Here is a 13,172-nt window from a genome sequence, read left to right on the forward strand (position 1 = left end):
TAGTTAGTACAAGTTATGGTTAAATTACCAATTATACAATCAAGTTACTTATTTATTGTTTAGACGGTATCAACAATGCTTTGTTACTACCGTTTATTATATATTTTATGCGCCTGCTATTCAGTAGTTTGATGGCCGAATCTTTATCCGCAAATCTACCCATCCTTAAAATCCATATCCCCTTGTGCGCTGTAATGCTTTTGACGTCTTTTAGCCGGACTTTATTAGTTATGTAGATGAAGTTGTAAGTATCGGCGTCGATGTTCGGCTGATAATTATCAAGCAACAATATACGGTACCCTAATACGTTCAATGAGCTTTTATCATGAGTAATATAGTCTGTACTAAAACTATTGTTCGGTAATTTTAAGTTGAGCGTCTCAACCCCGCAACTATCGAGGTAAGGCTTTATGGAGTATTGAAAGGTTTTGCTGTTTTGCTCCAGATCGGTTATCAGCGTTAGCTCTCTACCTTTTCTCGCCGCGATTGCCGTATTACTCCGCAGGCTGAAAAATATGAGTTCTTTGCCTTGATTTAAACTAATTGATTTCCCCATAAAACTGATAGCGAACATTGTTACAATACTAATAGTTATAACAGCCGCAACTCTGTTGAAGCGATACAGGCAGTAGATAAGGCAGGCTATAGTAATTATTGCAAGCGTAAGTTGTAATGGATTAAGCCAGATTTTATCAATTACAGAGAACGGGGCGTGCTCTACTGAGGCGAGCGTGTTGTTCATCCAAAGGATCATCTTCTCCAGCATAAAGCCTAAATGCTTGGCTATCATCCAGGTTTTCGGCATGAGTAAGTACAATATTCCCACGTACATAATAGCTGCTGATGGGATCAGAATAATTAAGTTGCTTATCAAAAAATAAAGCGGTACCTGGTGAAAGTACCAGACGCTAAGCGGCAGGGTTACCAGTTGCGCGGCGATGGAAGCAGAACACACCAGCCACAGCTTGTCTGCAAGCTTATTTTTAAAACTGAACTTTTGATAGATCAGCGGTTGAACTACGATGAGTCCGGCTACGGCAATATAAGAAAGCTGAAACCCTACATCGGTAATAAGCATCGGATCAGCCAATAGGCTGATGAACGCCGATACCGCCAGGATGTTCAGTTGGTTTATCCGCCGGGCAAAGCAGCGGCCGATCAATATGAACGACAGCATCATAGCGGCGCGGCATACGGGCGGCGAGAAACCCGTCAACAACGCGTATCCCCATATACATAAAATGATTATAAGTGTTACAACCAGCCTGCGTTTTGTACCAGTATTAAAGCGCGCAAGCAACAGGGCAAGTACAAAATAAACCAACCCCACGTGCGCCCCTGATACCGACAGTACGTGGATGGTTCCGGTTTTGGAGTATGTTTGTAAAACATCATTACTTAACTCAGCATTGTAACCTAATATTAAGGTAGAGGCAATTGCCGCGGCCTGTTTATCGTGTATGCCCGAGGTGAATTTATCAACCAGGCGTTTACGCAGCCGTTGCGCATAGGCAATTATTGCATTGCCCGTATTTTTGCGTATGGTAATATAATTACCGGGATTGAGGTAAAGTTGATGATTAATGTTTTTGTGGGCCATGTACTGCCAGTAATTAAATTCCGCCGGATTGAGCGGCGGCGCTATAGGCTTATAATTAGCCGGAACAATCAGCATATCACCATAGGTAACGGGTTGCCCCTTATCACTTAGCATTACCGCTATCTTTCCGCTTACCGTTTTCGATTTGCCTTTTTTAATTCCTGCTTGGTTAACTATGCCGGTAAACCGAAAGTTCTCGTTTTTACGGACAGGTTCGGTTGCTACATTAACCACAAGTGCGGTGGCATTTACTTTTGAGAAATGATCGCGCCGGTTAATCAATGTGGATTGGCTGGCAAATACCACGCCAACGGTAAACAGAAAAATAATTGCAAGTAAACTACCCAACCAGGCGTACTTAAAAACCTTAAGTTTTTTATAAAAAACATTCAGCAGAATAAATAAAACGGCGCTTATAAAGCAAAACCATGCCGGCCAGGTATGGCTGGAGATATCCGGCACTTTAATAGAAAACAGAATACCCGTGGCAAAGGGTGCAAGCAATAACACAAACGGATAGGCGTGCTTATGGCTTGCTTTCATGTTATAATCAGGATGTGCAGGTTGAGGTTATAAAGATGAAAAGGTTACAATTGATCGCGCACCTCTAATAAAAACTTTTTCAGGTTTTCCAGCGCGTTTAGCACACGCTGCTGATCTTTGCTCTCGCCCATATTGTTGCGCATGTGCTCTTTTGCGCCGTTAATGGTATAACCCTTATCGCGTATCAAATGGAAAATTATCTTGAGGTTCTCAATATCCTCGTTAGTGAAATAACGGTTACCCTTTTTATTCTTTTTGGGTTGCAGTATATCAAACTCTTTCTCGTAAAAACGCAATAACGACTGGTTAACATCAAACATGGCCGATACCTCGCCCATAGTGTAATACATCTTGCTTATCTCGCGTTCTTTATAAGGCATACTCTTTTACATTAACACCTCAAATATAACAGGTTTTGGTGTGTATATAAATATTTAATGCAGCTACTCTGGCCGTTTATCTGAACATTACACGTTAACCGTTGTTAAATTATTGTGTTAGAGTTATCATTAATTGAAGATGCAGAAAGGATTATAACATGAGTTCGAGATCATCAGGGCCGGTTAAGGATGAAAAAGGTTTTTTTGGAAAGGTTAAGGAAACCGTTACCTATATGTTAACAGGTCCGCAAGGCAACCTGGTAACCGGGGATGACTTTAGCGATAAGGGCAAAGACTTAAGCACTGCAAGTAAAGTAAGATCATCTTCAAAGAAAACGCCGTCGGCTAAAAAGCGCAGAACTACCAAACTTACGCCGCAGGCAAAAACCGTTGAAGGCCGTGCACAAAAGCAGGTGATAGCAGCCAAAGCAATCGCCGTAAATCATAATAATATTGAGCCAGTAAAGGCCCGCAAAAAACGCAGGTAATATTCATGGTAGTGTGAAAATATGTTAAAACCTTAAAATAGGTGATCGCGTTAACCCATGGTTTTCTATATTAGCTTTTGATTAAACTCCAAAAGTTGATGATAGCGAGGCGATTTTTATTTTTACTGTTACTAACAATTTTTTCTACCACAGTTTTCGCCCAGCGCGACAGCGTACCGCTTAAGGATCTGGCCGAAAAGTACGGTAAGGTGGCAGAGGCATACCCTATAGAAAAGGTGTACCTGCATTTTGATAAGCCATACTATGCGGTAGGCGATACTGTATGGTTTAAAGGTTACCTTACTTATACGCTTAACATGCCATCGCCTTACAGCAAAATCATCTATGTAGATGTTTATAATGGCAAGGATGCTTTGGTTGAATCGCTCACACTGCCGGTTAAAGATGGTACTACATCAGGTATGTTAGCTTTAAATAAGGAGCGTTTCGGCCAGGATAATTATCATGTAAAGGCCTATACCAAATGGATGGCCAATTTTGATAGCGAATACTTTTTTAGTAAAACCATCCCCGTAGGCAACGCTATAAAACCTGTTATCGCTTTAACTAACCTTAAAAGAAGCGTAAATAACCAGGTTTCTGAAATAGCGGCCAATGTAAATTTCACTGATCAGAATGGGGGCGCTTTCGGCGATAAAAAAGTAAGCTGGACGGTTACATCAGGAGACAATGAACTGGCTAAAGGGAAAGGTGCGATTGAAAAGAACGGGCAGTTGAATATCGTTTTTCCGAATAGTAAAAATACTGATCTGAGCACCGCTTACCTGAACATAACATATGAGGGGGCAGACAGGCAGGATCAAACAAGTGCCATACCATTAAGTACCGTTGCTGGTCCTGTTGATGTTCAGTTTTTTCCGGAAGGGGGAAATTTGCTTGCAGGAGTCGCTACAAAGATCGCGATAAAGGCGGTTCAACCTAACGGACTTGAGATGGGCTTTAAAGCTAATATTACCGATGAAACGGGCGCGGCAGTTGCCGTTTGCGAAGCCAAACATGCCGGTATGGGAGTGTTTGATTTAACGCCTCAGCCAGGTAAAAACTACAAGGCTGATGTTACCCTTGCGGATGGAACACGCCAAAGCTACGATTTGCCCCGGCCACAAACCAGCGGTGTTAACTTAAACGTAAACCCGGTTGATACCGGCAAAATGCTGGTGGTGATCTCAGCAGATTCAACATACCTGAAAAAGAACCAGAACAAGGTATTTTATATAGTGGGCAAGGCAGGGAACGTTTTATGCTATGCCGCACAGACAACCCTTACCAAAACCTCATACTCGGCATTTATACCTACATCTAAATTTCCGACCGGGGTAGTTCAATTAACTTTGCTTACATCATACGGGCAACCGCTTAGCGAACGACTGGTTTTTGTGAAACACAGCAGCGATTTGCTTACCCTTAACGTTGCAGGCGAAAAGCCATCGTATAATAACCGGGCTAAGGTGAGGCTCAACGTATCCGCTAAAAATAGTGTATCACCGGCTGTTGGTGATTTATCATTAGCTGTGATAGATGAAGGTAAAGTAAAGACTAATGAAAATGCCGAAACGACGATACTGAGCAGCTTATTGCTCACATCGGATATTAAAGGCTATGTAGAAGACCCTAATTACTATTTCTCGCCATCCAATAAAAATGCTTACTCTCATTTAGATGTGCTGATGCTTACGCAAGGCTACCGCAGGTTTACCTATCGCGAGGTAATAGGTAACAAACTTCCGCAGGTATTCTTTTTACCGGAGCAGGGCATTGATATAACGGGTACACTGCGCAACAACACTGGTATGCCGGTAAAAGGCGGAACTATAACCTTGCAAATACCAAGTAAGTTTTACACCACGCGCACGGTAACTGATGGTGAGGGTAGGTTTAAATTTACCAACCTGATATTTACGGATTCATCGCAGGTAGTTGTAAGTGCCAAGAACAATTATAACTCCAAAAACCTGATGGTGATGGTTGACCCGATCACTTTCCCTAACTCCGGTAAAGCCATATCGCACGCCGATGACGTTTTGAACATAGATACGATGATGAATGCTTACCTGCAAAACAGTAAGAAGTTTATCAATAACTCAACTACGTTGCAGGAGGTTGTCATCAAGGCTAAAGCAAAACCTAAATTGACGGATCATACGCAGTTTTCGGCTTTATCGGGCCTAAGCTCAATTGATGCGAGGGTAGTTACCGGCGAACAGTTAAAGAGTTGCCCTGATGTGCTAAGCTGTTTACAAAGTATGGCGCCGGGCGTAACTTACGATGCCCAGGCACAAGCGTTTTACGTAAGCCGCGATTATAACCAGGGCAAGCGGGTGCCAATGGCCATATTTGCACAAGGCAGCCCGGTTGATGTAAATTACCTGAGAGGCTTGAGAGGCGCGGATATAGAATCAGTGGAAGTGTTTTTGCGCGACGATCTTGGGTTGGTTAACCGCACTTATCAAACAAACGGTGTATTATCGGTTTATACTAAAAAGGCCCCGCAGGGTACAAAAATATCTGTTCAGGAATTGCAGGATTTGCTGCCGCAGCCAAGCGTAGCCAAACTATCACCTAAAGGTTATGATGTAGCCAAAACATTTTATTCGCCAAAATACTTGCCGGGCAACAAAGCCTTTGGCGCTGATTTGCGCAGTACAATTTACTGGAACCCGCGCGTACAAACTGACAAAGCCACCGGCAAAACATTTGTTGAATTTTATACAGCAGATAGCCCGGGTACTTACAAGGTTATTGTTGAAGGTACCGATGCCAGCGGCCATTTGGGCCGTACCGTATACCGCTTTAAGGTGCAATAACCATTAAGCGATAGCATACAAACGCAGAGAGGCGATCTATAAAATAGACCGCCTCTCTGCATTTATGATAAATAAGATTAAGCGCCGAATTTATAACCTACACCTTTTACGGTAGAGATATAATCTTCGCCCAGTTTTTCGCGCAGTTTGCGAATGTGTACGTCTATGGTACGGTTGGTTACGATTACCGAATCTTCCCAGATGTTTTTCAGGATAACCTCGCGGGTATATACTTTGCCAGGTTTGGAAGCTAACAGATAAAGTAGCTCAAATTCCTTTTTGGCAAGTACAACTTTTTCGCCGCTTTTGTAAACCAGGTAGGCCTCACGGTCAATCACCAAGTCTTCAATCTCCAGTTTGTTATCAACTACTTCCTCAGCAGGAGCATTGCGCCTTAAAATAGCATTAATGCGGCTAACCAAAGCGCGCGGCTTAATAGGCTTAGCAATGTAATCATCAGCGCCCACGTTAAAGCCGGCAATTTCAGAGTATTCCTCACTGCGGGCGGTTAAAAACACCATAAAGGTATTTTTAAACTCGGGCATGGTACGCATAATGCGGCAAGCCTCAATGCCATCCATTTTAGGCATCATTATATCAAGTACTATCAGGTCGGGTAAAGTTCTTTTAGCCTCGGTAACAGCCTCCTGACCATTATGTGCCAAAAAAACCTGGTATCCTTCTTTCTTTAAATTGTATTCAATCAGCTCTAATATATCCGGTTCATCATCAACAATAAGAATTTTCTGTTTTGTAGCGTAGCTCATCAGGTTAAATTTTTGGTATAAAAGTATACGCTTAATTGAAGTAAATAGTTAAACTAATATTAATTATTTGTTAAGCGTTACTTTGGTTTAACAATTTATTGAGGCTTGCTAAAAGTTTTCTTTAAAAATTCTTCAAGTTGCTGGCCGGTTATATTTTTGGCGACGATAACACCTTGCGGGTCAATTATAAAATTTGATGGAATAGCGGTTATCTGGTACATGCGTTCAACAGGTCCTTCAAAACCCTTCAGGTTTGAAGCATGAGTCCAGGCTAAACCATCAGCTTTTATAGCAGCCTGCCACTTAGCCTTATCATCATCAAGCGAGATACCCAGTATGTTCAGCCCTTTTGATTTATACAGGTTGTATTGCTTAACCACATTCGGGTTCTCCTGGCGGCAGGGTACGCACCACGATGCCCAAAAATCTAACATTACATATTTCCCCTTGTAATCGGCCAGGCTGATATTTTTTCCGTCGATACCAGGTATAGTAAAGTCCTGTGCTTTCTGGCCAACCGAAACCGGTTTTATGGCGATCATCTGCGTAACAAAACGCTGGATGATCGGGTTATCCTTAAACTTATCCTTTATAGCGTCGGCATAAGCAATCAGTTGTTGTTCATAGCTGCGCGGATCAACAGAAGTAGCTGCGTAAAAACCGGCTAATGAGCTTTTGTTGTCATTGGCAAATTTCATGGCGGCTTTGTTGTACTCCGCAAGGTTTTTCAGAAATGCCGGACGGTAAATATTCAGCAACGAGTCGGACTGTTTGCCCAACGCTTGCGATTTAGCCTCAAACTCCTCTGATAACTTGGTGTTGCGCTCCGCGAATACGCCTGTTTTTTGATGGAATTCCTTTAGTTTGTCCGATTCGTCGGAACCTTTAATTTCATAGCTGTTTTTTCTAGCGCCGACTTTAAAGGTTATTTCTTCGCCGTTTTTGGCAATCAGGTCATATTCATTCTCGCCAATTTTCAAACGGTAAAATGCAGCGTAGGGAGATACACCCTTTAACTCGAACTTACCATCCTGAATGGTAGCGGAATCAACAGGGCGCAGTTCGGTACTGTCCATTTGCAGCAACTGTACTTGTTTTGCATCGCCTGGTGCTTTTAATTCGCCGGTTACTTTAAATGATGATGAATCCTTATTGCTACAGGCAGCCATAAACAGTGCGCCGGCAATTAGGGTATATTGTGCTAAACGGAATTTCATTTACTTGCTTCTAATTGTTTTACTAATAATTGGTTGGTTTTCTGCGGGTCAATCTTTCCTTTTGAAAGCTTCATCACCTCGCCCATAAATAAACCGACAACGCCTTTTTTACCTTTGTGATATTCTTTCACCTTGTCCGGATATTTATCCAGCGCCTGACGGATAAAACCATCAAGTTCGCTGCCATCGGCCGAGATCAGCAGGTTGAGTTGCTGCGCCAGTTCAGCCGCGGTTTTTGAGGGTTGTTCAAGCAGGGCAGGGAATAGCTTATGCGCGGCAACTGTGTTGTTAATTTTACCTTGTTCAATCAGCTCAATTATACCGGCCAGGTGATCTGGGGTAATGGTTAGCGTGCTGAAAGAATGGCCACCCTCGTTAAGGTATGACTTAACCGGGCCCATCAACCAATGTGCTGCAGCTGTATAGTTGGCAGTTTTTTCAGTAAGCCGCTCAAAAAACAAGGCCATGTCATGGTCGGCGGTAATTACACTGGCATCATAATCGCTCAGGCCCAGCTCATTCACATACTTATTGTAAAGTTGTTGGGGCAGGGCAGGGAGCTGCGCGCGAATTTGTTCTACGTAATCCTCAGTAAGTACCAGCGGTTGCAGGTCGGGCTCCGGAAAGTAGCGGTAATCATTTGCCATTTCCTTACTGCGTAGTACCGATGTTTCGCCGGTATCGGCATCAAAGTTCAATGTATTTTGGTCGATGTGGCCACCAGCTTCAATCACACGTACCTGGCGGGCAAATTCATGCTCTATAGCACGTTGAACGTTACGTATTGAGTTAAGGTTCTTTACCTCACAACGATTGCCATATTCAGTTTGGCCATGTAAACGTACGGATATGTTGGCATCGCAACGCATGCTGCCTTCTTCCATGTTACCATCGCAGATGTTAAGATAACGTAACAATCGGCGCACTTCAGTCAAAAACTGCCCGGCTTCTTCGGCGCTGCGCAAATCCGGTTGGGTAACAATCTCTAACAGGGGAACGCCTGCACGATTCAGATCAATCAGAGAATCCGTATGATGCCCGTCGTGCGAGCTTTTGCCAGCATCTTCTTCCATGTGAATATGGTGAAGCGCTATCTTTTTTGTTGAGCCGCCGCTCAGCTTTACCTGTACGTAACCGCCAAGGCAAATAGGCGCCTGGTCTTGTGATATCTGGTAGCCCTTAGGCAAATCGGCATAAAAATAATTTTTACGGGCAAACGAGTTGTGTTTATTGATAGCGCAATTACAAGCCAACCCCATTTTTACAGCATATTCAACTGCCGTTTTATTGGTAAAAGGCAAAGTGCCCGGATGACCTAATGATACCATACTGATGTGATGATTAGGTTCGGCGCCGAAGGCCGCAGAATCGGCCGAGAACATTTTGCTTTGGGTAGAAAGCTGGGCGTGTACCTCCAAACCTACTACAAGCTCGTACTTATCGCTCAACCCGTCTGTAAAACTCGTCATATATTATTTAGTATACCGATGGCAAAAAGCCAAATATATAAAGTTAATATCATACTTAGCCTTAAATGCAATTTCAATAACCCGTTTCGCATTTTTTTATCATCTTTACTACCATGAATATCGCACTGTTTCCCGGTTCGTTTGATCCTGTTACCAAAGCGCATGTCGACATTGTAAAGCGCTCGGTAGGTTTGTTTGATAAGGTTTACATCGGCATAGGCGTAAACAGCAGTAAGCAGAGCTTTTTAAGCATCGAGAAACGGCAGGAGATGCTGCGCGCTGTATTCAATACCGAACCCAAAATTCACATAATTGCTTACGAGGGCCTTACGGTTGATTTTTGCCGGAGCATTGATGCCAATTACATGATCAGGGGTATACGTACCGTGTCAGACTTTGAGTATGAAAAAGGTATAGCCCAAATGAACCATACCCTGGCGCCTGATATTGAAAGTATATTTATTGTAAGCAAGCCGGGCTACTCGGCCATCAGCTCAACCATCGTGCGCGATGTTTTGCGCCACGGAGGCGATATAAGCCAGTTCATCCCTAAGGAAGCGCTGGCCTTTCTTTAATCAACTTGGTTTTTACCAGTACATCAACAATGGATGGAAAGGTGTTTTGCAATATGGTATCTACCTGGCTCTTTTTAAACCAGCGTACATCGGTAATTCCTTCTTCCTTTTGAGGTTTAAGTTTTTCGTTACCCTTATGTTTCATGGCATACCAGTGGGTTTTCTTTAAAACCACCTGGCGTTTTATCGTGTAAACATGGTAGGTTTTGCAAATCTTGTCGCCAAGCTTACTAACGGTTATGCCACATTCTTCTTCCACTTCGCGCACGGCACCTTCCTTGCGGCTTTCGTCTTTTTCCAGTTTGCCTTTTGGCAGGTCCCATTTATCATTGCGGTAGATGAATAAATAGTTACCTTCCTCATTTTTTACCAGTCCGCCGGCCGCCTCAATCAGCGTTATGCTTTTCTCAACGTTCCTGATAAACTCTTTAGCATCCTCACATATCACATAAAACTGACTTATGTTGTATTTGAGTATCTTGGGATAAATAGTTTTCAGATTAAAGGTTTGACCGTCAATTAATTGATGGTTCTCTGCATTCTCCGGGGCTTTTTCTGTTATCAGAATAACCTTTTCGTTGATATAAATTCTGTATTTTTGGGCCATGTTTAATTATACTGAGACGGAACAACAGGTAGCCGAATTCCTGTTGCAAATTAAAGCAATTAAATTACAACCTAACAAACCTTTTACATGGGCTTCGGGTTGGAAATCGCCAATTTATTGTGATAATCGTATTACACTGTCACATCCGTCAATTCGTACATACATCCGGCAAAGGCTTTCAGCGCTTATTCAGGAGGAATTTGGCGCTGTAGGTTGCATTGCCGGTGTAGCCACTGCGGGCATACCGCAAGGCGCGCTGGTAGCGCAGGAACTGGGTTTGCCGTTTGTGTACGTAAGGGCGAAAGCCAAAGAGCACGGCCGCGGAAACCTTATTGAGGGCGATGTGCTTACCGGTAAAAGGGTAGTGGTTATTGAGGATCTGATATCAACAGGTAAAAGCAGTTTGCAGGCGGTTGAGGCACTGCGCGAGGCGGAATATGACGTTGCCGGTTTGGCTGCGATATTCAGCTACGGTTTTGATGTAGCTACCGAAAATTTTAAGGAAGCGCGCTGCCCGTTCTTTACCTTATCAAACTACAGCGCATTGCTGAAATATGCTGAGGAGCATCAATATATTTTACCGGCTGATGTAGAGGTTTTAAAACAATGGCGTACCAGCCCTGAAACCTGGGGACAATAATTAAAACTATCTGCCATGACCGTTTTTGAGAGCATTGTACATATTGAAAGGCCGGTGGCCGAACTGTTTGCTTTTTTAAGCGATATGAATAATCATCAGCAGTTAATGCCACCTCATGTGCAGGACTGGCGATCAACCGCTGATGAAATAAGTTTTAGTATACAAAACATGGCCAGCCTGAGGCTGGTTGTAGATCAACGAATTGAGGACTCGGTGGTCAGTATCACTGCGGTAGACGAGCCACCGTTTAAAGTTAATTTTAGATGGCTGTTGGCGCAGGAGGCAGGCCATACCAGCGTGCAGTACTCCATAACCGCCGAACTTAATATGATGATGAAAATGTTTGCTTCGGGGCCTCTGCAAAAATTAGCCGACCACGAAACGGCTGCCCTGGCAGCACTGTTTGTATAATTGGTTCCGAGGCAATCAATACATCTCCCTGTGAGAGGTTGAGTTGCGTGATAGTACTAACAACACGTTAATAACTATCAATCCTATAATTAAAGCTACCATAACTAATGTGTTGAACTTGTTTTTAACTCATTTACTAAATATGGGTCGAAGCTTGTATCAAATCTATAATCTTTAAGTGCCGGTTAAATTGGTTTATATAGTATAGTAACGATAAAGAATTCCGTTTAGTTTTAACAATTGTTGATTTTTAGTCATAAATAGCACATTTGGAGAAGTTTGCCTGATTGTGGAATCGTATTATTTTAACGAAATTAGTAAGCGATTTATTTTAAATTTATTTAACTTTTGGGTAATGATATTTTAAAAGTGGTACCCATATTTAAGGCACTCTCCACTTCAATTTTACCACCCATCGCTTCAATTTGATTTTTTGTAATAAAAAGGCCAATACCACGGGCATCGGCATTACCATGAAACTTTTTATACATACCGAACAGATCTTTCCCGTGCTTTTCCAGATCAATACCCATTCCGTTATCAGTAATCAGTAAATAGTCATTCTTAACACAATTGCTTATGCTTATTTGAATGTGTGGTTGTCGCTCCGGGCTGCGGTATTTAATTCCGTTTGTTAAAAAATTGAGTAAAATGCTTTCGAGATATGCCGGATGAAAATATACGACAGCATCATGCGGCACGTTATTGTCAATTTTAACATCATACCTATTTATATCGGGCGTTAATGTTTCAATGGTTTGCTGCACATACTGGTAAAGCTTAACCGGTGTTTTTTGCAGGTTACGGTTAGCTTGTATTGATACTACATCATTAAGGTTCAATATAGTCTCGTTTAGCTGAGTGGATACATTTTCAAGTAAATGCAAATATTCCTGCCGCTCATCATCACTTGTGTTCAGATCATTCACCAGTTCAATAAGCGACTGAAAATTACCGGAGTGCGTACGCAAATTGTGCGATACGATGTAGGCGAAATTTAACAACCTGTTATTTTGATCGCTTACTATTTCAAGCGTTTCCTGTATTTGCCGGTGTTGTAACTTTTTCTCCGTGATATCATACACATGCGATACAAAATGCAGCGGGTTGCCTTCGCTATCCCGAACTATAGACACGCTGAGCAAAGCCCAGATGATGTCGCCATTTTTATGGAAATAGCGTTTTTCCATCTCGTATTTGGGAATATCCCCGTTAACCAGCTTTTCAAGCAGCTCGAGGTCTGCATCCAGGTCATCCGGATGGGTGATTGCCTGAAAGGTGAGCCGGCTAAATTCCTCTGCTGTATACCCAAGGCTGTTGGCCAGTATGCGGTTTACCTTTAACCATTTCCCTTCGGGCGATACCAGAGCCATACCTGTAGGCGAATTTTCAAACGCGCTTTCAAACCGGTCCTCGCTATTTTTAAGATTTTGCCTAACGGCTACCTGTTCGCTTATATCCTGCAGCGTGCCATATATTTTTGAGCATTGCCGGTTCTCAAACTCAGCATGCGCTATTATGCGTACCCATACTTCCTTACCCTGCTGGTTAATCATGATGGTTTCCACATCAAATGATTCGCCCGTTTCAACAATGTCCGAAAATACCTCATGCATTAACCTTTGGCAACGGCCGGGCTTGTACATGTTA

Annotated in this window: 12 protein-coding genes; 5 read left to right on the forward strand and 7 right to left on the reverse strand. The window is 42.8% G+C overall.

Features of this window, described 5'->3' with window-relative positions:
- Positions 1-52: 52 nt before the first annotated feature.
- Both ABD960_RS07685 and ABD960_RS07690 read right to left on the reverse strand, forming a co-directional pair.
- The gene (locus ABD960_RS07685; RefSeq protein ID WP_345330427.1) at positions 53-2,143 is read right to left on the reverse strand and encodes a ComEC/Rec2 family competence protein; all 2,091 of its coding nucleotides are present in this window, start codon (positions 2,141-2,143) and stop codon (positions 53-55) included.
- A 44-nt stretch (positions 2,144-2,187) separates the two neighbouring features.
- Positions 2,188-2,523, reverse strand: coding sequence for a MerR family transcriptional regulator (locus tag ABD960_RS07690; protein WP_345330428.1), 336 nt, complete (start codon positions 2,521-2,523; stop codon positions 2,188-2,190).
- A 158-nt stretch (positions 2,524-2,681) separates the two neighbouring features.
- Here ABD960_RS07690 and ABD960_RS07695 point away from each other — a divergent pair, with 158 nt between their 5' ends.
- Positions 2,682-3,011, forward strand: coding sequence for a hypothetical protein (locus tag ABD960_RS07695; RefSeq protein WP_345330429.1), 330 nt, complete (start codon positions 2,682-2,684; stop codon positions 3,009-3,011).
- A gap of 98 nt (positions 3,012-3,109) precedes the next feature.
- On the forward strand, positions 3,110-5,836 hold the full coding sequence (locus ABD960_RS07700) for a carboxypeptidase-like regulatory domain-containing protein (protein ID WP_345330431.1): 2,727 nt from the start codon (positions 3,110-3,112) through the stop codon (positions 5,834-5,836).
- 77 nt (positions 5,837-5,913) lie between these two features.
- Here the strand turns inward: ABD960_RS07700 and ABD960_RS07705 are convergent, their stop codons facing one another.
- The 3 genes from ABD960_RS07705 to gatB all read right to left on the reverse strand — a co-directional run bounded on the left by ABD960_RS07705 (position 5,914) and on the right by gatB (position 9,289).
- The gene (locus tag ABD960_RS07705) at positions 5,914-6,603 is read right to left on the reverse strand and encodes a response regulator transcription factor (RefSeq protein WP_232175450.1); all 690 of its coding nucleotides are present in this window, start codon (positions 6,601-6,603) and stop codon (positions 5,914-5,916) included.
- Positions 6,604-6,698: 95 nt separating this feature from the next.
- Entirely contained in the window at positions 6,699-7,820 is a 1,122-nt protein-coding gene (locus ABD960_RS07710; protein ID WP_345330434.1) for a redoxin domain-containing protein, read from the reverse strand.
- Complete coding sequence (gene gatB, locus ABD960_RS07715; RefSeq protein WP_345330436.1) at positions 7,817-9,289, reverse strand: Asp-tRNA(Asn)/Glu-tRNA(Gln) amidotransferase subunit GatB; 1,473 nt, start codon at positions 9,287-9,289, stop codon at positions 7,817-7,819. The genes ABD960_RS07710 and gatB overlap by 4 nt, the downstream gene beginning before the upstream one ends.
- 113 nt (positions 9,290-9,402) lie before the next feature.
- Here gatB and coaD point away from each other — a divergent pair, with 113 nt between their 5' ends.
- Complete coding sequence (gene coaD, locus ABD960_RS07720) at positions 9,403-9,864, forward strand: pantetheine-phosphate adenylyltransferase (protein WP_345330437.1); 462 nt, start codon at positions 9,403-9,405, stop codon at positions 9,862-9,864.
- Here the strand turns inward: coaD and ABD960_RS07725 are convergent.
- On the reverse strand, positions 9,839-10,471 hold the full coding sequence (locus ABD960_RS07725) for an NUDIX hydrolase (protein WP_345330438.1): 633 nt from the start codon (positions 10,469-10,471) through the stop codon (positions 9,839-9,841). The two genes, coaD and ABD960_RS07725, sit on opposite strands and share 26 nt — an antisense overlap.
- Between ABD960_RS07725 and pyrE the strand changes: the two genes are divergently transcribed.
- Together pyrE and ABD960_RS07735 are read left to right on the forward strand one after the other, a co-directional pair.
- The gene (gene pyrE, locus ABD960_RS07730; protein ID WP_345330439.1) at positions 10,470-11,111 is read left to right on the forward strand and encodes an orotate phosphoribosyltransferase; all 642 of its coding nucleotides are present in this window, start codon (positions 10,470-10,472) and stop codon (positions 11,109-11,111) included. The two genes, ABD960_RS07725 and pyrE, sit on opposite strands and share 2 nt — an antisense overlap.
- Before the next feature lie 15 nt (positions 11,112-11,126).
- Positions 11,127-11,522 carry an SRPBCC family protein gene (locus ABD960_RS07735; RefSeq protein ID WP_345330440.1) on the forward strand — a complete coding sequence of 132 codons (396 nt, stop codon included), beginning with the start codon at positions 11,127-11,129 and terminating at the stop codon, positions 11,520-11,522.
- Between the two features lie 341 nt (positions 11,523-11,863).
- Here the strand turns inward: ABD960_RS07735 and ABD960_RS20980 are convergent, their stop codons facing one another.
- Positions 11,864-12,988 carry a sensor histidine kinase gene (locus ABD960_RS20980; protein WP_425563478.1) on the reverse strand — a complete coding sequence of 375 codons (1,125 nt, stop codon included), beginning with the start codon at positions 12,986-12,988 and terminating at the stop codon, positions 11,864-11,866.
- Between the last annotated feature and the right edge of the window lie 184 nt (positions 12,989-13,172).

Origin of the sequence: Mucilaginibacter defluvii (genome assembly GCF_039543225.1) — a bacterium.
GTDB classification, from domain to species: Bacteria; Bacteroidota; Bacteroidia; order Sphingobacteriales; family Sphingobacteriaceae; genus Mucilaginibacter; species Mucilaginibacter defluvii.